We start from the raw sequence: 18025 nt of genomic DNA on the forward strand, positions 1-18025 counted from the left end.
CAAAAAGAGGTTTATCTCTTTTTGATATAAGTGTTATTTTTCAGGTCTATATACTTTGATATTTTGTAATCCCTCAGAATCTCTTAAAAACTGTGCATGTAATTGACTTAAGATTCCTTTATCACAATAGAATAAATACTCTTTGTCTTGAGGAAGTTTTCTAAACTCATTTTTTAGTTTGTAAAATGGTATTTTTAATGTTTCAACTTCTGTTTGGATACAATCATCATTTTGTCTAATATCAATAACTGTGTAATTACCAGATGATAAATCAGAAACAACATCAATATGGCCTATTTCATTTACATTATCATCTATTTCATCAACATTTACTACAATCGCATCTTCAACAGCTTTATCTAATACTGCATAATTGAAAGCTTTTGCTTCTTTTTCCATTCTGTCATAAGAACCGTGAGTTACAGGATTTTTAGAAATAACACCACAATACTCTGGCATACTTTCTGCAAATCTTGTAGTACCTATTTTTGTAGCTATTTCAATAATCTCTGGCTTATTCATAGTAGAAAGTGGTCTTAAAACTAATTTATCACAAGCCTGGTCAATTAAAGCAAGGTTTCTTAAAGTTTGACTTGATACTTGTGCAACACTCTCACCTGTTAATAAGGCATCTATTTTCATATCATCTGCAATTTTTTGTGCAGCTTTTAACATCAATCTTTTTAGAGTAACTCCCATATATGGTTCACTAGTTGATCTAAAGATTTCTGTAACAACATCATCAAAAGGAACAGATGTAAATGTTACTCTATGAGAAGAACCAAACTTATTCCATAAATAATAAGCTACTTGTTTTACTCCAATTTCATGTGCAATTCCACCAAGATTAAAGAAAATAAAGTGTGTTTTAATTCCTCTTTTCATAGTTAAGTATGAAGCAACTGTTGAATCAAAGCCACCAGACATTAAAGATAAAATAGAGTTTTGAGTACCAATAGGAAAACCTGATAAACCTCTATATTTTTTAGTTACAATATTTAATTGCTTATTTACAAGCTCAATATTGATAGTTACCTCAGCATTTCTTAAATCTACACCTTTAGTCTCATTATGAGCTAGCATATATCCACCAACAGTTTGCTCTATATTTGTAGATTTGAACTCATGAGTTCCACTTCTTTTAGCTCTAACTACAAAAGTTTTATCTTTTATTTCATGAGCCATTAATTCATTTACTTTTACTTTTATCTCATCAAGAGTAGTAATATTTTCAAATTGTAATACTTCTAAAATCAGTTCAACACCTGGAGTATCTTTTAGCTTTTGTCTTACTTGATCTATTAGTTCATTTGGAGATGTAATTTCCATTTTATCTGAGAATTTTTTTACAGTGATTTTTTCATCAATGTTTTTAAGTACTGTTTGTAAGTTATTATAAAGCTGTCCAACCATTTGTCTTTTAGCTTTTGTTCCTTTAACCATAATTTCTGGAAAGAATTTTATTACAAACTTTTGTGTCTTATCTTTCGACATTTCCATTATTTAAATACCCTTATATTTTTATATAAGCGCAATTATAACATAAGAGTTTTAAGTTTAGTGTAGAGAGTAAAAGAATAAATAAGGTAGTAAGAGTATATAAAACACTATCTACCTTATAAAATTTTTATATGAATAGTTTAAACGATTTTTTCAATAAATACTTTAAAGTCTAAATCTTTCCCTGCTAAAGGATGATTATAATCAACAGTTACCTCATCTTTTGTAACATCTGTAACTGTAGCTTTAAATACTGAACCATCTTGTGCTTCACCTTCTAAAACTAATCCTATTTCTAAATCAATTCCTTCAAATTCAGCAACTGGAACTTTTTCATTTAATGTTTCATCATAAGGACCATAAGCATTTTCACTTAAAACAGTCACACTTCTAGTCTCACCCTCATTCATATCAGTTATTAGTTCTTCAAATCCTGCTAATAGTTGTCCTGAACCAAAAGCAAATGTCATTGGTTTTTCACCCATATTACTTTCTATTAATCTATCATCTACTTTTAATTCAAATGTCATAGTTACTAATTGATCTTTTTTAATAGCCATTTGTATTCCTTTTTTAAATTGCCTAACTATATCAAAAAAATCTTTAATGCTAATTAGTGAATCTAATAGAGAATTTACTCCCTTTATTTAGCTTACTTTGAACTTTTATTGAAGTATTAAATCTATCACATATTCTTTTAACTATAGACAAACCTATGCCTATTCCTTCATTAAAATCTGTTCTTGCTTTATCTACTCTGTAAAATCTCTCAAAAATTTTATTTATATCTTCAGAAGCAATACCTATACCTGTATCACTAATTTCAAAGAAAGTAAAATGTTCATTTTTATTAACTTTTAATGTGATAACTCCATTATTTGTATATTTAATTGCATTTGATAAAAGATTACTTATAACTATAAAAAGATATTTTTCATTGAATTTTACTTTTATATCTTCTTGAATATCTAATTTTAATTCTAAACCTTTCTTCTCTAACTTATCTAAACTATTTTCTATACACTCAAATACAACTCTATCTAAGTAAGAGTCTTCTTCTTTTATACGCTCTTTATCTAATCTTGCTAGCAATAAAAAGTTATTGATTATATTTTGAAGTTTCTTTTGTTCTATATCTAGTTTGTCTAAAAGCTTAATAAACTCTTCTTTACTTAAATCTTTATTTTTTGCAAGTTCAATCTCTCCTTGAATGATAGTTAGAGGTGTTTTTAACTCATGAGAAGCATCAGAAGAGAACTGTTTTATATTTTCTATACTATTTTCTATATTGTCAAGCATTTCGTTAAATGAGCTTGTTAACTGTTCAAATTCATCTTTTGTTTTTGTTAACTTTAATCTCTTTGATAAATCTTTTGCATCTCTTAGAGTTTTTACATCATTTAAAATAGTCTTTAAAGGTTTTATAGTTCTATGAATGATAAAGTAAATAAAAGCCATAAAGAGTACAAATATAAAACTATTCATTGTAACAATAGTATTTATAATAGCTTCATTTCTATGCTCAATATAATCATCATCAATACCTATATAAATAGTATACTCATTTACTTTTTGTTTAGAGACAACAAAGTCTTCAAGCTTTATAAAATTAGAAGTATTAAACTCTATTCTTCTTAAATCCTCTAAAATCTCTCTTGTTTCATGCTTTGATTCATTTGTAAAAATCAAATTACTATTTTCAAAGATTATAAGAAACTGCTCTTTTAAGTCCAATTGATTTAAAGTCTCTAAACTTCTGTTTGACAATAATACTTCTTTTGCGATAATTAGGTTTTTTTCAACTTTGTTTGTAGCTTCATTTTCTTGATTTAGTGTAAAAAAGTGTATTGAAAATATGGATAAAAAGAAGAGTATTAAAAAAAGCGCAATACTAAAAGCAGTAAATAGTTTAAATTTTATAGATTTCATTTAAGGGTATATCCTATATTTTTTATATTATGTATATATGGTTCATCAAAACTTTTATCAATTTTATTTCTTAGTCTGTAAATATATACCTTTACTAAGTTTGAAGCATTTGTGTAGTTCATATCCCATACATGCTCTATTATCATAGAATCACTAACTGTTTTATTCTCATTTCTAACTAATAGTTCTAAAATAGCAAACTCTTTTGCTGTTAAATCAATCTTTATTTCATCCCTATAAACTAACTTCTTTATAGTATCTAATTGTAAATCTTTATATTTAAGTGTAGCAGTATTTGAAGAGTTTCTTCTAAGAATTGCTCTGATTCTAGCTTGTAGTTCTTTTAAGACAAAAGGTTTAGTAATATAGTCATCAGCACCACTATCAAGGCCTTTTATAATATCTTCACTATCATCTTTTGCTGTAAGCATTAGTATAGATGTATCTATTTTATAGTCTCTTAATTGTTTACATAAATCAAAACCACTCATATATGGAAGCATTACATCTAATATCATTAAATCATATTTATTAACAGTAGCTAAATAAAATCCCTCTTTTCCATCTGTTGCTATATCAACAGCATAAGATTCTTGTTCTAATGCCTTTTTTAAAAACTCATATATACTTGGATTATCTTCAACAAGTAAAATTCTCATTTTTCCTCTTTTATTTTAAATATGCATATATTGCCTAAAAATAAATTAGTTAACAATATATACATATTACTAGCTTTTGTTACTTTTTATATAGTATTAAAGTTTATACATATGACTGTTAATCATCTTGTTTTAATGTAATCGCTTTAATATTTCCATTTGTTCTTTTACCTGAAATCTCTATTTCATCTCCAACTCTAAACTCTTTTTTCTCTTGCTTGATTATAGTATTTTCATCAACCATTACAGTTTTACCAGAAATAATCCATTTACCATTTAAACCATTTTGAGGTTTTTCCTCCAATCTACCTTCAAAAATAAAATTAACTCCTTGCTCTTTTAAATAACTTGAATTTCTTTTATCATCAAAATCATATCTATCACTACTTGCAAATATTGCAAGTGGAACTAAAGTAACTAATCCTAAACCTATTAACATCTTTTTATTTATCATTTTCAATCCTTTTTGTTGTTTTGTTACTGTAATGATATATGAGCTAAATGAACTATAAGTGAAGTAAAAATGAAATTTTATTCATTTTGGTTTTATCGTAATTAATCTAATTTTTATAAATGTATTATTGTATACCCCACTTTCTATTTAACATACACCGTATAGGGATACAATCTTTTCATCAAAGTACAGAAATCATTACACTTTAATATGAATTTAAAAACATACTTTTTATAAATAACTATATATACCTAGTATTTTTACTATAAGTAATCTTTTGTTAAATTATAAGTACTATTTATAATTTAACATTTGTCGTATAGGAATAAAAACTTTCACTATATACTAAGGTATACAACGATAATATTTCAAAAGCGCTATATATTTAAATATATAAGGATAAATGTGAATATATCATCAAACTTAACTCTAGAGTTATTTAATCAGCCTTTTTTACTAGAAAAAAGAATAGATTTACTTCTTGCTATAAAAGAGCATGGTTCTATCTCAAAAGCTGCAAAAGCTGTTCCTATGAGTTATAAAGCTGCATGGGATGCAATAGATAGTATGAATAACCTATCTCATACTCCAATTGTTTCAAAAGAAACAGGAGGTAAAGGTGGTGGAGGAACTGCTCTTACTTCTTATGGGGAAAGTATCATTAAAACATACTTACTTTTAAAAGATGAGCAAGAAAGGTTTATGAATAAACTAAATGAGCTTACAGATATAGACACAGGAACATTTAAAACAATAGGAAGATTAGCAATGCAAATAAGTGCTAGAAATCAAATCATAGGTAGAGTTGATAAGATTGTATCAAATGAAGTAAATGCAAATATAATCATAGTACCTAAAAGTGGACATGAACTATTTGCTAATATTACTTATGATGCCCTACAATCTTTAAACATACAAAAAGATGATGAAGTAATAGCTATTTTTAATTCAAACAATATACTTTTATCTACAAGTGCCGATATAGCAATAAGTGCTAGAAACCAAATAAAAGGTGTAATCAAAGATATTACTAAAAACTCTACAAATAGTGAAGTTACTATTGATATAAGTGAAAATGAAACTATTACGTCTATAGTTACAACAGGGGCTGTTAAAAACTTAAAACTAGAAGTTGGCAAAACTGTTTATGCCTATATAAAATCAAATGATATTATGGTGGGTAAATAAATGAAAAAGATTTTAACAGCACTTTGTGTTTTATCATATGGTCTGTATGCTCAAACTCTAAATATAGCAGTTGCAGCAAATGTATCTTATGCAATAAAAGAGCTGAAAAATGAGTTTAATAAAACAAATCCGAATACAAAAGTAAATATTACCCTTGGAAGTAGTGGCAAATTAACTGCACAGATTAAAAACAATGCACCCTATGATATTTTTATGTCTGCAAATATGAAATACCCACAAGCTTTATATAATTCTAATTTAGCTTTAAATAAACCTCAAGTTTATGCAATGGGATCATTAAGTCTATTTAGTAAAACAGCCCAAGACTTTTCAAAAGGCTTAGATATTCTAAAAAATGATGATATAAAAAACATTGCAATCGCAAATCCAAAAACAGCTCCATATGGACAAGCATCATTTGAAGCTTTAAAAAATAGCAAGAAGTTAGATGAGATAAAAAAGAAGTTCGTTTATGGTGAGTCAATTTCTCAAACTCTATCTTATACTTTCACAGCTGCAAATATAGGTTTTATAGCAAAGTCTATGCTTTATAGTTCTAAAATGTTAAATTATAAAGAGGGAATAAACTTTATACATATAGACAAAAACTTATACTCACCCATAGAGCAAGGTGTTGTTATTTTGAAAAATAGTAAAAATAAAAATGAAGCTAAATCTTTTTATAAATTTCTTTTTTCAAAAGAAGCAAAGGCTATTTTAAAAAATTATGGTTACATAGTAAATTAGGATTTTGTATATGTTAAAAGCAATAGTAAAAAATATACAAATACAAGAAATTATACATCTTGTAGAATTTGATTTAAATGGTTCAACTTTAAAAATGATAAGTCTTGAACTAAATGAAAAAATAAAAATAGGTACAAAAGTTAGTTTATGTATTAAGTCTACACACATAACAATCGCAAAAGATTTACAAGGAGAGCTTAGTTGTAGTAATAAAATCAAAGCAAAAGTAAAAACAGTCAACAATGCAAAACTTTTAAGCTCTGTTATCTTAGAAATAAATGAAGATTTATTAGAAGCGATAATTACTTCTGATTCATCAAAACAAATGAATTTAAAAAATGATGATGAGGTTATAGTTTTAATAAAAGCTAGTGAAATATCAATTAAGGATATTATAGATGATTGATTTATTAGCAAGAGTTGAATTAACACCCTTTTATATATCTTTTAAACTTGCGTTAATTACTACTATAATTTTATTTATAATAGCCCTGCCCCTTGCTTGGTGGCTTAGTCAAACAAAATCAAAAGTAAAACCTTATTTAGAAGCAATTACAGCTTTACCTATAGTTTTACCTCCATCGGTTATTGGTTTTTATATATTATGGGCTTTATCTTCAAACTCGATTATAGGCTCATTTTTTTATGAAACTTTTAGAATACAACTTGTATTTAACTTTACAGGTTTAGTAATAGCTAGTTGTTTTTATAGCCTTCCTTTTATGGTACAACCCTTACAAAGTGGTTTTGAGAACTTAAATAAGAATATGCTTGAAGCAAGTTATATAAGTGGGAAAAACAAACTTACAACACTTTTTAATGTTGCCCTACCAAATATCAAACCCTCACTTCTAACTGCTCTTATAGTAACTTTTGCACATACAGTTGGGGAATTTGGTGTTGTTTTAATGATAGGTGGAAGTATTCCAGGTGAAACAAAAGTAGCATCTGTAGCAATTTATGAGTTTGTAGAGATTTTAGATTATGAAATGGCACATGTTTATAGTGGTATTATGTTAATACTTAGCTTCTTAGTACTTTTAGGAGTATATATTTTTAATAATAAACAAAAAAAGAGTTTTATATGATAAAAATAGATATAAACAAAGAACTTCATGGTCAAATAGGAAATATAAACTTAGAAGTAAACTTACATATAAATGAAGGTGAGTTTATTGCTATTACTGGAAAAAGTGGTAGTGGTAAGACAACTTTACTTAGAGTTTTAGCAGGATTAGAGAGTGCAAATGGAAAAATCTTAGTAAATGGTAGGCCTTGGCTTGAAGATAAAAAGTCTTTAGCCATTCAAAAAAGAAATATAGGCTTTGTTTTTCAAGACTATGCTCTATTTGAAAACATGAACGTACTTCAAAACTTGCTTTATGTAAATAAAGATAAAAACTTAGCTTTTAAACTTTTAGAAATGACTGATTTAAAAAACCTTATAAATAGATACCCAAATAGTTTAAGTGGTGGACAAAAGCAAAGACTTAGTATTTGTAGAGCTTTAATGAATAGGCCTAAACTTTTACTTTTAGATGAACCCTTATCAGCTTTAGACCCAAAAATGAGAAATAGCCTACAAAATGAGATTTTGGCACTTCATAAAGAGTTTAAAACAACAACTATTATGATAAGTCATGAACCAAGGGAGATTTATAAACTAAGCAATCGTGTAATACTTCTTGAAGATGGGAAAATTTTAAATGATGGAACACCTAAAGAAGTTCTTCTAAAAACTCAAGGCTCACAAAAGTTCTCTTTTGAAGGTGAAATACTGGATATTATAAAAATTGATGTGGTAAATATTGCTATTATAAGTATAGGACAACAACTTGTTGAGGTAGTTTTAAGCAATCAAGAACTAGAAGGTTTAAAGATTGGCTCTAAAATAAATGTAGGAACAAAGGCTTTTGCTCCTGTAATTAAATAGTTTACGGTAGAATATTTATTCTATACCCTAAACTATAAATATTTTCTATTCTAAGCTCTGGAACTTTCTTTCTAAGTCTTGAGATTATATTTTTTAGATTTGTAATATCAGGAGATTTATCTTCATCATCTTTCCATAAATACATTAAAATCTCTTCATTTGTACAAGTTTTTTCTGGTACTTTTAAAAGTAAATCAAAAAGTAAATACTCTTTTTTTGTAAGTTTGATATTTTCGTCATTTTCTAAAAGCTGCTTATTTTGCTTATCCCACACTAAAGTTCTTGTTAATTTAATTAGAGGATTATCTAAGACATCTGATTGAACAACTTTATCTGAAGAGTAAATATCTTTTGAAACTTTATAGATAACTTCTACAAAATTATCATAATCAATAGGTTTTAATATAAATTGTGAAATGCCAAGGTTAATTAATTGCATTAAGTAATCAGACTCATTATGTGCTGATAAAACAATAAGGGATTGATTTTTATTTTGATTATATATTAACTTTGTTAACTCTATCCCATCCATATTTGGCATTTTAATATCAGTGATTACAAGATCAAAATATTTATTGTTTTGAGTAAAATAATCCATATATTTTTCAAAACCATCTTTTCCATCAACTGCAATAGTTATTTCTTTTTGAAATATATCTTCTAATAACTCTTTAGTTTCTTTTCTAATAAACTCATCATCTTCAACAAATAACACATTTATGTTTTGTGAATATTTCTCCAAAAGTATATAATCAATCATTTATAGTCCCTTTTTAATACAATAAAACAATATATGTATTATAATACATTTACATTATAAAGGAATTATAAATGAAAGAAAATAATACTATTTCTTTAGAGTTAAGGGATATTTTAAATAATACTATCGAAGGAATTATAATAATTGAAGATGGTTTTATAAAAAATGTAAATAAGTCATTAATAAATATTTTAAGATATGAAGATGAAGATGAACTAATTGGTAATTTAGCTACGGGTATTTTAATCCCAACATCAAATAAAAAATTTATAAAATATAATAGTAAAACTTTTCAAGAAATCTCTCTTATTACAAAAGATGCCACTATCATTCCTGCAATTATAAAAATCAAATCTGTTACGCTGAATAATAAAGAGTGTAAAATGGTTAGTGTTTTAGATATGAGTGAAATAAAAGAGAAAGAAGATATGCTAATTGAACAATCAAAATTAGCAGCAATGGGTGAAATGATTTCTGTTATTGCTCACCAATGGAGACAACCTTTAAATACAATTGCAAGTATTGCTACAAGACTTAAAATGAAAGTTAAGATGAATAATCTTGATCCAAAACTTGTAGAAGAAAAAGCAGATGAAATAAACAACTATTTACAATACATGTCTAAGACAATAGATGACTTTAGAAATTTCTTTGAACCACAAAAAGAACAAACACCTGTTACAACTTTATCTTTAGTAGAAGACACAATTAAAATGATTGGTAAATCATTTGATAATCAAAATATTAAAATAGTTGTAGAAAACAAAAAATATTCTGCTATGTATTTACATAAAAATGAACTATTACAAGTGTTAATAAATATTCTAAATAACTCTAAAGATGCCTTTATAGAAAGAGAAATCAAAAATGCCACTATAAATATATCTTTTGACGAGAAAGATAGTTTTCAGTCTATTTATATAAAAGATAATGCAGGTGGGATTCCAAGTGAAATTATTGCAAGAATTTTTACACCCTACTTTACAACTAAAAAAAGTAAAAATGGTACTGGACTTGGTTTATATATTTGTAAAAGTATAATTGAAAAACATTCAAATGGTGAATTAAGCGTTGAAAATGTAGAAAATGGAGTATTATTTAAAATAAAACTATTTAAATAATACTCATCTTTTTATAAAGTATTTACAACATACCCTCTGTTTGAAGAGTTTTTGATTAATGAGTTGTGCGTTTTTTCTCTAATATGTTTAATTATATTTCTTAATGAGTATTTAGAGAAATTCTTATTTTTCCAAACAATTCTTTCAATTGTTTCATAAGTTACTAACTGATTTTTTCTTTCAATCAATAACTTAACTAAACTCTTTTCAGTTTTAGTTAGCTTTATAACTTTCCTATCACAAAATAATTCATCTCTTGAAACATCAAAATAAAAACCTTTTTCAAACTCTATTTTTCTATTTTGGTTTAAGAAATTTAAGAAAAGCTTTACATTAAGCATTAGTGCAGAAGAATCAATTGGTTCATAAAATACACTATATACATTTGAGTTTTTATGAAGTATCTGATTGTCATTAACTTCATTTTCCAATAAAATTATTGGGATGTTAAACTTATAAGAAAAGTTTTTTTCAAATAAACTTGTAAACTCTTTTACATTATTATTTTTTCTATTATCAAATATTACTAAATCAAATAACGATAATTTGTCATAAATCAAATTAAATCTATCCATTTCAAAAAATGAAAGTTTAAATAATGTATCTTGATTATATGTTTTCATTTTTGTAACTAAATTCTCTTCATTACTAACTACTAAAACTGATTTAGGTTTTATATCATTTGTTGTGTTTATAAATATACTATTCATGTTTTAAACCCTATAATTTTTTTACAATTTCATTATAATAAAAAAATGTATCACAAAGGTATCATTTAGTTATTAAATTCAATCTTAAACTTTAAACCATTCGCTGTATTTTCAATTTTTATATTCTTAAAAATGTTACTACTTTCCTCAATACCTATATTTTCAGCATTTAAAGAATTATCTTCTATAAGAATATAGTTCTTATTCTCTTTTGAGTAAACACTAACATATATGTTTGTTTTATTATTTATACTATTCTTGCAATTGTTGATTGAAGTGTTTAATAACGTAGAAATTGTATCTAGAAGTTCATTTTTATTAGCCTGAACTTCGATAGAAGTGTCAATATTTTCAAAAATATTTAGATTGTTGGTCTCTTTTTTACTTTTTACTTTTTGAACTGCTGCTTCTACTATACTATTTAATAAGATTTTATTATCTGACATAAATATACCTTTTACTTTTTCTTTAGTATAGTTATAAAAAGTCTTACCAAAGTATCATTTTGTAAAAGGTATTTATTAATTATTTAATATATTCTACTATATCTTCTAATTTTTCTCTTTGTTGAGTAGATTGCTCATTTATTCTATATCCAAAAGGTAAAACAACTGATGTTTGATATTTTGTAGTATCTAATTCTAAAATTTCATCAAGTTTATCTTTCTCAAAACCTTCAATAGGACAAGTATCAATACCTTTTATAGCAGCAGCTGTCATCATATTTCCTAAGGCAATATAAGTTTGTCTTGCTGTCCAGTTGTAGATATTTTCATCTGTTGCTAATGTATCTTTTAAGTGATCAGCATAAAGATTTAAATAGAAATCAAGTTTTTCTTGAGGCATTTGTCTTCTTCCAAACTTTCTTTCTGGAACTCCTGATTCTGGTTTAACACCTTCAATTGCTGCTAATACAATTACTAAATGAGAACATGAAGTAATTTGTACTTGGTCCCAACAAGCAGGTCTAATCTTAGCTTTTAACTCTTCATTTGTAATAACTAAAAACTTCCATGGTTCCATACCAAATGAAGAAGGAGATTTTCTACCCACTTCTAAGATAAAATTCATATCTTCATCTGAAACTTTTTTTGTTTCATCAAATACTTTACAAGCATGTCTAAAATCCATTGCTTCCATAAAACTTTTATCCATTTATAATCCTTATATTTCTAACTTTTTTAATTTATCTATACTAAAACTTTCAAGTTTATCTTCCATAAAACCAACGCAAGAGATAAAATGTTCTTTTTTCTCATGTAAACTTAAAGCCTCTTGATTTTCCCAAGTCTCTACAAAAGTAAAAGAGCACTTATCTTCTAAATCTTGATGTAAATCATATTGAATACAACCTGTGTCATATTTGTTTGTATTGGTATGAAGTTTAACTAACTGTTCATAAACTTTTTCTAAAAACTCTTCTTTAACTTTTAGTTTTGCTACAATAACAATTTTACTCATTATTTTTCCTTGAAATTATTTGTTAATACTTGTTTAAATCTTTCTAATTCATTCTCTACGTTTAAATCACTTTTAAATATATCATTTATAGAGTATGTTTCAAGTTGTTTAGCTCCACAAAATTGAAATACTTTATGAACAGCATAATTTGCTTCATCTAAAGATAATCCCTCAAAAAAACCATCTTTATTGTCAAATTCAGAAGTTGGACAATTATATGTAAGACTTAACATATATTTTTTATCTTTCATAAGTCCACCACTACCATATTTTAATGAAGTATCTTTTCTACTTCTACCATCATTTTCATAAGTAACTGTTCCTACACCTGCTGAGAAAATCTCATCAATATATTTTTTTGTAATCCAAGGAACACTCATCCAATAAACAGGATATTGAAATAAAATATAATCAGCCCAAGCAAACTTTTCAAGTTCTTCTTGTACATCATAACCTTTATCAATAGCAGTCTCTTTAACCTCAAACTCATTTTCTTTAAAAAAATCTTTTGCATTATCTATAAAAGTTTGTGTCAATTTACCTTCAGCAAAACCTTCATACTTCTGATGTCCATTTATAATCAATACATTTTTCATCTAAATCCTTTTGTTGATTTGGAAAATTATATACCTAACAAACTTAAAGTTCTCTTACTTTACTTTAGGTAAGTAATGGAATTAATTTTATTTATGTTATAATAATATTTGAAAAGGAAATTTAATAATGTATATAGTAAATAATAAAGAATATCAGTGTTCAGTTGCAGTAACTTTAGACATTTTTAATGATAGATGGAAACTATCAATTATCTGGCACTTATTAGAAGAAAATAAAAGATTTAAAGATTTACATGAAAGTATTTCTGAAATAACTCAAAAAACTTTAACAGTAAAATTAAAAGAGTTAGAAGAAAAAAATATAATAAATAGAGAAGTTTTTCCAGAGGTTCCTCCAAAAGTTGTATACTCTCTAACACCAGCAGGTAAAAGATTAAAGCCTGTATTAAAAGAGATGTATAACTGGGGAATTTCATATGCTAAAGAGCATGGAGAAATTACAGATGAAGGTGCTTGTTGTGAATTAAGTGTTTCTAAAAGAGTTGGCTTTAAAGAGTAATGGGTAATTTTGCACTAATTGCCATTGCTATTCTTGCTGGTTATATTTTACAAAAATTTAAAATATTCCCACAAGAAACTTCAAATATATTAAATAAATATATTATTTATATCCCTCTTCCTGCTATTATTCTGCTTCAAGTTCCAAAACTTAGTTTCTCTTTTGATGTTTTAATTCCAACAATAATTGCATGGTTAGTGATGGCAATTACAGCTGTGATTGTCTTAATTTGTGGAAAACTCTTTTCTTGGTCAAAAGAGATTGTTGGAAGTTTACTTTTAGTAGCAATTTTAACTAATAGTTCTATTATGGGTATTCCTATAATTGAATTATATTTAGGTTCACAAGCCCTACCTTATGTGCTGATTTATGACCAACTAGGAACATTTTTAGCCTTAGCTGCCTATGGTACTTTTGTAACTGCTTATTATAGTTCAAGTGGAAATATCCATGCAAAAGTTATAGTTAAAAAAATAGTTACTTTCCCTTCATTTATTGCTTTAATGGTTGCACTTGCATTACTTGGGCAAGAGTTTCATCCTTTAATTACAGAAGTTTTAACTAAGTTTGCAAATACTTTAGTACCTGTTGCACTTGTTGCTGTTGGTTTACAACTTCAATTTAAACTTCCAAAAGATGATTTACAACCTTTAAGTATTGCTCTTTTGATAAAGCTTATTTTAGCCCCACTAATCGCTTATGGAATTTGTATACTATTTGATTGGTATAATCTAGCTGGAAAAACTTCAATTTTTGAAGCAGGAATGGCTCCAATGATTACAGCAGGAGCAATAGCTTCTATGGCAGGACTTGCACCAAGACTTAGTACTGCAATTGTAGGCTATGGAATAATTTTCTCATTTCTAACTACATATATTATAAGTATACTTATACAATAAGCTATAAGTTTTACTTAAATATATAAAATTTTATATTTTATTCAATTCTTTTTATAAATACTAAACATAAACATTGTATTATTTGTAAAATTTTTTTATAGGATAAAATATATGATAAAAACTGCTAGAAATTTATTATTAGCTTTAGCATTAACTACTGGTTTAAATGCTGCAACAGAACTAAACAAAGATGAAATCAAAAAAATAGAGAATTTAGAGCTTTTCAAAGGTGTAAATATCAAAGTAAAAAAAGCTTATGATACAGATAGCTTATATCTTTTAAAAGTTGAAGTTAGAGGTAAGGTTGATGAAATTTATCTTACAAAAGATAGAAAGTTTTTAATTGCAGGTGATGTAATTGATACTACATCAGGAGCAAAACTTTCAGTTCCAGCTGATTTATCTGCGGCGAAAGGAAATCAAGCCTTTACATTTGGTACGGGAAATGATGAGTACTATTTATTTACAGATCCTGAATGTCCTTATTGTAAAAAATTTGAGTCTTATTTAGCTCAAGTTGAAGATAAAGTAAAAATCAATGTATTCTATTTTCCTTTAGATTTCCATGCAAATGCTAGAGATATTTCTATTTATGTAATGAGTCAAAAAACACAAAAAGCTAAAATAGATGCAATGGTAAACACTACAAAAGATACTCCTACATTTAAAAATAGAAAAATAGATGCAAAAGAACTTAAAAGCTTAGAAGCAAAACTTGATAAACAAATTGAAATTGGTCAAGAGTTAGGAGTTCAAGGGACACCAGCTGTATTTGATAAAAATGGAAATAAAGTAAATTGGGTTCAAATGCTTCAATCTTATGGAGTAGAAGTTAAATAACTAGTAGATTTTCTACTAGTTATTAAAAATCTTTTACCAGTACTGCGGATAACTTCTATTTTTATGTAGATTTATGTATATCAACGCAGTTAATACTAAAATTACTGAACCTGTTAATGTAGGAAATATTAAATAATCCCAATTTTCAGCCAATAAAAATACTATTAATGGATTTGAACCAGCTGGTGGGTGAACTGTTTTTGTTAATATCATTACAGAAATTGCACTAGCTAAGGCTAAGGCCATACTCCACCACTCTTGTGATACAAAATGAAAGAAAAAAAGTCCAATAAAAGTTGCAAAGAAATGCCCTAGGATTACATTTCTTGGTTGAGAAAAAGGACTAGTATCATAAGCAAAAATAAGTACACAAGAAGCTCCAAATGAACCTAATACCAATAGATTGTCAAAACTTTGTGTCATATACCCTATTATGCTAATAGCAATAAATCCTCCCAAAAAAGCAAATAATACCTCTTTTATATGTGTAGTTGCAGGAAGTGCAACATTTTGTCCTTTAAATTTTTTTATATAATTCATAATTTTTCCTTTTCTACCAAACGATTGTTTGGTTAAATAGATTAAAAAAAATCATTAAACTAAGTTAATGATTTTTTCTCCAACTTTTAAATAGTCTTTATTGTTTTCATAAAGATTCATTAGCATAATAGCACCTTGAGTTAATGACACATACTCTCTAGCAAGAGCTCTTGCTTCTTGATTACTATACTTATTCTTTAAAATATTAAATAAAGCCTCTTCCCAAGTTAAAAAATATTTTTTGATATACTCTTTAAACTCTTCATTTTCACTTGATACTTCTAAAGCTAAATTACCAAGTAAACAACCCCCTTCACTATTTAAAAAATATTCATCAACTTTTTTAATAAAAAGTTTGATTTTTTCTTTATCATTTAATCTTTCATCATAAGCTATACAAAATATATTTTTCTCAAAATAATCATGTATATATTTTAAAGACTCTAAACCTATTTCATCTTTACTTTTAAAATGATGATAAAGACTACCTTTTATTAAACCACACTCACTTGCTATATTTGCAATTGAAGTATTATAGTAACCTCTTTTTTTAAAAAGTGAAATTGCTTTTTGTAAAATCTCTTCTCTTGATGTTTTTTTAATTGCCATATTTTTCCCAAACGGTTGTTTGGTAAAATTATAATACAATTATTCTATTATGTCAATGGTATTTAATAATCATATTATTTATAAACTACTTTTTCTAAAAATATTAATGCCTTTTTAACCTAACAAGCGTTAAAGTAATCTACTTTTAAAATTTAAGGAATATTATAATGAAGATAGCAATTTTTTGTGGTTCAAGTAATGGAAATGATGAAATTTACATAAATGCTGCAAAAGAACTTAGTAAATACTTAGCACAAAATAATATTGATATTGTTTATGGTGGTGGAAATGTTGGGCTTATGGGAACTGTAGCTTCAACTGCACTAGAATATGGTGGTAAAGTTTATGGAGTTATTCCTGTTGATTTACAAGATAAAGAGTTAGGTCATGAAGGTTTAACTGAACTTAAAATAGTAGCAGATATGCATGAAAGAAAAGCTACTATGGCAGATATGGCAGATGCTTTTGTGGCTCTTGCTGGAGGTATTGGTACTTTTGAAGAGATTTTTGAAGTATGGACTTGGGCTCAACTTGGATATCATGATAAACCTTGTGCTTTTTATAATACAAAAGGCTTTTATGATAATCTGTTTTCGATGATTGATACAATTTGCAATGAAGGATTTATGAAAAAAGATTATTCAGATATGTTAATCAAAACAACAAATCCAAAAGAGTTATTAGAAAAAATTAACTCTTACACTCCACCAAAAAAGAAATGGACAAAATAGAAGTAAATTTTACTTCTATTTTTATAATAACATATTAACTAACCTTATTTCTTCCTCTTCTAAAATAAAATCATTGATATCTAAATCTTCTTTCATATGTATCTGTGAAGTTGTACCATTTAATGGTGTAATTCCTAATTGAATTAAAAACTTATAAAAGATTTGAGGAATTGTTTTATCATATTTTATTGCTAAAGATTGAACTTCTTGTGAACTTAAAAGATGAGGATTAGCAGTTAAGGACCAAAAACTTTGATAAGTAATATCTTTTTGTCTACAAAATTCTCTTATTTGTTTATCATAATCGCTATCTTTATAAAACCTGTTTTGTACAACTTTAGGTTTTATCTCTAAAACATCATATAGATAAATAAGTAAATTTAAATCGTAACAATTACTAATTCCTATTTGCCCTACTTGCCCACACTGTACAAACTCTTGCATTGTTTTAAAAACATTTATAAAGTCCTCAATTGGACCAAAAGGAGAATGAACAAGATATGAATCAATATAGTCTGTTTTAAGATTCTCTTTTGATTTTATAAAGGACTTTTCAAGTTGTATTAAAATATCATCAGAAGCTAAATAAGGCATATTATCTTCATCTTGGCCATTTATTGGTGTAAATTTTGTTTGAAGAAAAATATCTTCTCTTTTTAAACCATTTTTATAGGCTTCTTCTAATCCTTCACCTACTAAATCTTCTCTATAGTGTCTTGGCTGACAAGCTGTATCAATTGCTTTAAAGCCACTAAGAAGTGCTTGTTTTACTAAATTTGATGTTTCTTCTTTTTTCCAGGCTGTTCCATATATCATATTTGGCATAAT

Annotated in this window: 24 protein-coding genes; 10 read left to right on the forward strand and 14 right to left on the reverse strand. The window is 26.5% G+C overall.

Going from position 1 to position 18025, the window contains the following annotated elements; genetic code table 11:
- Positions 1-33: 33 nt before the first annotated feature.
- The 5 genes from thiI to ACH5BF_RS06050 all read right to left on the reverse strand — a co-directional run bounded on the left by thiI (position 34) and on the right by ACH5BF_RS06050 (position 4542).
- Entirely contained in the window at positions 34-1500 is a 1467-nt protein-coding gene (gene thiI / locus ACH5BF_RS06030; RefSeq protein WP_423273309.1) for a tRNA uracil 4-sulfurtransferase ThiI, read from the reverse strand.
- Positions 1501-1640: 140 nt separating this feature from the next.
- Positions 1641-2060: an FKBP-type peptidyl-prolyl cis-trans isomerase gene (locus tag ACH5BF_RS06035; RefSeq protein WP_423273310.1), complete on the reverse strand. Its 420-nt coding sequence runs from the start codon at positions 2058-2060 to the stop codon at positions 1641-1643.
- A gap of 49 nt (positions 2061-2109) precedes the next feature.
- Complete coding sequence (locus tag ACH5BF_RS06040) at positions 2110-3429, reverse strand: sensor histidine kinase (RefSeq protein ID WP_423273311.1); 1320 nt, start codon at positions 3427-3429, stop codon at positions 2110-2112.
- Positions 3426-4088 carry a response regulator transcription factor gene (locus tag ACH5BF_RS06045; RefSeq protein WP_423273312.1) on the reverse strand — a complete coding sequence of 221 codons (663 nt, stop codon included), beginning with the start codon at positions 4086-4088 and terminating at the stop codon, positions 3426-3428. The genes ACH5BF_RS06040 and ACH5BF_RS06045 overlap by 4 nt, the downstream gene beginning before the upstream one ends.
- A 118-nt stretch (positions 4089-4206) precedes the next feature.
- Complete coding sequence (locus ACH5BF_RS06050) at positions 4207-4542, reverse strand: DUF5666 domain-containing protein (protein WP_423273313.1); 336 nt, start codon at positions 4540-4542, stop codon at positions 4207-4209.
- Between the two features lie 405 nt (positions 4543-4947).
- Between ACH5BF_RS06050 and ACH5BF_RS06055 the strand changes: the two genes are divergently transcribed.
- From ACH5BF_RS06055 to ACH5BF_RS06075, 5 genes are read left to right on the forward strand one after another with little or no spacing between them, the layout of a single operon-like run.
- On the forward strand, positions 4948-5730 hold the full coding sequence (locus tag ACH5BF_RS06055; RefSeq protein WP_423273314.1) for a TOBE domain-containing protein: 783 nt from the start codon (positions 4948-4950) through the stop codon (positions 5728-5730).
- Positions 5731-6477 (forward strand): molybdate ABC transporter substrate-binding protein, encoded by a 747-nt coding sequence (gene modA, locus ACH5BF_RS06060; protein ID WP_423273315.1) that lies wholly within the window; start codon positions 5731-5733, stop codon positions 6475-6477.
- A gap of 10 nt (positions 6478-6487) precedes the next feature.
- Positions 6488-6883 (forward strand): TOBE domain-containing protein, encoded by a 396-nt coding sequence (locus ACH5BF_RS06065; RefSeq protein ID WP_423273316.1) that lies wholly within the window; start codon positions 6488-6490, stop codon positions 6881-6883.
- Complete coding sequence (modB, locus tag ACH5BF_RS06070; protein WP_423273317.1) at positions 6876-7565, forward strand: molybdate ABC transporter permease subunit; 690 nt, start codon at positions 6876-6878, stop codon at positions 7563-7565. The genes ACH5BF_RS06065 and modB overlap by 8 nt, the downstream gene beginning before the upstream one ends.
- A complete protein-coding gene (locus tag ACH5BF_RS06075; protein ID WP_423273318.1) occupies positions 7562-8410 on the forward strand; it encodes an ABC transporter ATP-binding protein in 849 nt (282 codons plus the stop codon). The genes modB and ACH5BF_RS06075 overlap by 4 nt, the downstream gene beginning before the upstream one ends.
- Before the next feature lies 1 nt (position 8411).
- Here the strand turns inward: ACH5BF_RS06075 and ACH5BF_RS06080 are convergent, their stop codons facing one another.
- A complete protein-coding gene (locus ACH5BF_RS06080) occupies positions 8412-9170 on the reverse strand; it encodes a response regulator transcription factor (RefSeq protein ID WP_423273319.1) in 759 nt (252 codons plus the stop codon).
- Positions 9171-9241: 71 nt separating this feature from the next.
- On the opposite strand from ACH5BF_RS06080, the gene ACH5BF_RS06085 reads away from it, so the two are divergent.
- A complete protein-coding gene (locus ACH5BF_RS06085) occupies positions 9242-10291 on the forward strand; it encodes a sensor histidine kinase (protein ID WP_423273320.1) in 1050 nt (349 codons plus the stop codon).
- An 11-nt stretch (positions 10292-10302) separates the two neighbouring features.
- On the opposite strand, the gene ACH5BF_RS06090 is transcribed toward ACH5BF_RS06085, so the two are convergent.
- The 5 genes from ACH5BF_RS06090 to ACH5BF_RS06110 all read right to left on the reverse strand — a co-directional run bounded on the left by ACH5BF_RS06090 (position 10303) and on the right by ACH5BF_RS06110 (position 13058).
- Positions 10303-11001, reverse strand: a complete 699-nt coding sequence (locus tag ACH5BF_RS06090) for a winged helix-turn-helix domain-containing protein (protein ID WP_423273321.1) — start codon at positions 10999-11001, stop codon at positions 10303-10305.
- Positions 11002-11066: 65 nt separating this feature from the next.
- On the reverse strand, positions 11067-11447 hold the full coding sequence (locus ACH5BF_RS06095) for a hypothetical protein (protein WP_423273322.1): 381 nt from the start codon (positions 11445-11447) through the stop codon (positions 11067-11069).
- Positions 11448-11526: 79 nt separating this feature from the next.
- Positions 11527-12156: an NAD(P)H-dependent oxidoreductase gene (locus ACH5BF_RS06100; RefSeq protein WP_423273323.1), complete on the reverse strand. Its 630-nt coding sequence runs from the start codon at positions 12154-12156 to the stop codon at positions 11527-11529.
- 9 nt (positions 12157-12165) lie between these two features.
- Positions 12166-12462, reverse strand: coding sequence for a putative quinol monooxygenase (locus ACH5BF_RS06105; protein WP_423273324.1), 297 nt, complete (start codon positions 12460-12462; stop codon positions 12166-12168).
- On the reverse strand, positions 12462-13058 hold the full coding sequence (locus ACH5BF_RS06110; protein WP_423273325.1) for an NAD(P)H-dependent oxidoreductase: 597 nt from the start codon (positions 13056-13058) through the stop codon (positions 12462-12464). Before ACH5BF_RS06110 ends, ACH5BF_RS06105 begins: the two co-directional genes overlap by 1 nt.
- Before the next feature lie 127 nt (positions 13059-13185).
- Between ACH5BF_RS06110 and ACH5BF_RS06115 the strand changes: the two genes are divergently transcribed.
- The 3 genes from ACH5BF_RS06115 (at position 13186) to ACH5BF_RS06125 (ending at position 15317) form a co-directional block, all read left to right on the forward strand.
- A complete protein-coding gene (locus tag ACH5BF_RS06115) occupies positions 13186-13578 on the forward strand; it encodes a winged helix-turn-helix transcriptional regulator (protein ID WP_423273326.1) in 393 nt (130 codons plus the stop codon).
- Entirely contained in the window at positions 13578-14477 is a 900-nt protein-coding gene (locus tag ACH5BF_RS06120) for an AEC family transporter (protein WP_423273327.1), read from the forward strand. Before ACH5BF_RS06115 ends, ACH5BF_RS06120 begins: the two co-directional genes overlap by 1 nt.
- A gap of 111 nt (positions 14478-14588) precedes the next feature.
- Positions 14589-15317 carry a DsbC family protein gene (locus tag ACH5BF_RS06125; RefSeq protein WP_423273328.1) on the forward strand — a complete coding sequence of 243 codons (729 nt, stop codon included), beginning with the start codon at positions 14589-14591 and terminating at the stop codon, positions 15315-15317.
- A 33-nt stretch (positions 15318-15350) separates the two neighbouring features.
- Here the strand turns inward: ACH5BF_RS06125 and ACH5BF_RS06130 are convergent, their stop codons facing one another.
- Positions 15351-15857 (reverse strand): HPP family protein, encoded by a 507-nt coding sequence (locus ACH5BF_RS06130; protein ID WP_423273329.1) that lies wholly within the window; start codon positions 15855-15857, stop codon positions 15351-15353.
- Between the two features lie 54 nt (positions 15858-15911).
- Positions 15912-16466, reverse strand: a complete 555-nt coding sequence (locus ACH5BF_RS06135) for a TetR/AcrR family transcriptional regulator (protein ID WP_423273330.1) — start codon at positions 16464-16466, stop codon at positions 15912-15914.
- 167 nt (positions 16467-16633) lie between these two features.
- Here ACH5BF_RS06135 and ACH5BF_RS06140 point away from each other — a divergent pair, with 167 nt between their 5' ends.
- Positions 16634-17197, forward strand: a complete 564-nt coding sequence (locus ACH5BF_RS06140; protein WP_423273331.1) for an LOG family protein — start codon at positions 16634-16636, stop codon at positions 17195-17197.
- Between the two features lie 21 nt (positions 17198-17218).
- On the opposite strand, the gene ACH5BF_RS06145 is transcribed toward ACH5BF_RS06140, so the two are convergent.
- A complete protein-coding gene (locus ACH5BF_RS06145; RefSeq protein ID WP_423273332.1) occupies positions 17219-18022 on the reverse strand; it encodes an aldo/keto reductase family protein in 804 nt (267 codons plus the stop codon).
- Between the last annotated feature and the right edge of the window lie 3 nt (positions 18023-18025).

The organism is Arcobacter pernae, from assembly GCF_049472135.1.
Taxonomy (GTDB): Bacteria; Campylobacterota; Campylobacteria; order Campylobacterales; family Arcobacteraceae; genus Arcobacter_B.

Coding starts and splice junctions, on each gene's coding strand:
- ACH5BF_RS06035 (WP_423273310.1), bottom strand. CDS start 2,060: ATGGCTATTAAAAAAGATCAATTAGTAACTATGACATTTGAATTAAAA.
- thiI (WP_423273309.1), bottom strand. CDS start 1,500: ATGGAAATGTCGAAAGATAAGACACAAAAGTTTGTAATAAAATTCTTT.
- ACH5BF_RS06040 (WP_423273311.1), bottom strand. CDS start 3,429: ATGAAATCTATAAAATTTAAACTATTTACTGCTTTTAGTATTGCGCTT.
- ACH5BF_RS06125 (WP_423273328.1), top strand. CDS start 14,589: ATGATAAAAACTGCTAGAAATTTATTATTAGCTTTAGCATTAACTACT.
- modA (WP_423273315.1), top strand. CDS start 5,731: ATGAAAAAGATTTTAACAGCACTTTGTGTTTTATCATATGGTCTGTAT.
- modB (WP_423273317.1), top strand. CDS start 6,876: ATGATTGATTTATTAGCAAGAGTTGAATTAACACCCTTTTATATATCT.
- ACH5BF_RS06115 (WP_423273326.1), top strand. CDS start 13,186: ATGTATATAGTAAATAATAAAGAATATCAGTGTTCAGTTGCAGTAACT.
- ACH5BF_RS06050 (WP_423273313.1), bottom strand. CDS start 4,542: ATGATAAATAAAAAGATGTTAATAGGTTTAGGATTAGTTACTTTAGTT.
- ACH5BF_RS06135 (WP_423273330.1), bottom strand. CDS start 16,466: ATGGCAATTAAAAAAACATCAAGAGAAGAGATTTTACAAAAAGCAATT.
- ACH5BF_RS06100 (WP_423273323.1), bottom strand. CDS start 12,156: ATGGATAAAAGTTTTATGGAAGCAATGGATTTTAGACATGCTTGTAAA.
- ACH5BF_RS06080 (WP_423273319.1), bottom strand. CDS start 9,170: ATGATTGATTATATACTTTTGGAGAAATATTCACAAAACATAAATGTG.
- ACH5BF_RS06045 (WP_423273312.1), bottom strand. CDS start 4,088: ATGAGAATTTTACTTGTTGAAGATAATCCAAGTATATATGAGTTTTTA.
- ACH5BF_RS06120 (WP_423273327.1), top strand. CDS start 13,578: ATGGGTAATTTTGCACTAATTGCCATTGCTATTCTTGCTGGTTATATT.
- ACH5BF_RS06085 (WP_423273320.1), top strand. CDS start 9,242: ATGAAAGAAAATAATACTATTTCTTTAGAGTTAAGGGATATTTTAAAT.
- ACH5BF_RS06065 (WP_423273316.1), top strand. CDS start 6,488: ATGTTAAAAGCAATAGTAAAAAATATACAAATACAAGAAATTATACAT.
- ACH5BF_RS06130 (WP_423273329.1), bottom strand. CDS start 15,857: ATGAATTATATAAAAAAATTTAAAGGACAAAATGTTGCACTTCCTGCA.
- ACH5BF_RS06075 (WP_423273318.1), top strand. CDS start 7,562: ATGATAAAAATAGATATAAACAAAGAACTTCATGGTCAAATAGGAAAT.
- ACH5BF_RS06110 (WP_423273325.1), bottom strand. CDS start 13,058: ATGAAAAATGTATTGATTATAAATGGACATCAGAAGTATGAAGGTTTT.
- ACH5BF_RS06090 (WP_423273321.1), bottom strand. CDS start 11,001: ATGAATAGTATATTTATAAACACAACAAATGATATAAAACCTAAATCA.
- ACH5BF_RS06095 (WP_423273322.1), bottom strand. CDS start 11,447: ATGTCAGATAATAAAATCTTATTAAATAGTATAGTAGAAGCAGCAGTT.
- ACH5BF_RS06145 (WP_423273332.1), bottom strand. CDS start 18,022: ATGCCAAATATGATATATGGAACAGCCTGGAAAAAAGAAGAAACATCA.
- ACH5BF_RS06140 (WP_423273331.1), top strand. CDS start 16,634: ATGAAGATAGCAATTTTTTGTGGTTCAAGTAATGGAAATGATGAAATT.
- ACH5BF_RS06105 (WP_423273324.1), bottom strand. CDS start 12,462: ATGAGTAAAATTGTTATTGTAGCAAAACTAAAAGTTAAAGAAGAGTTT.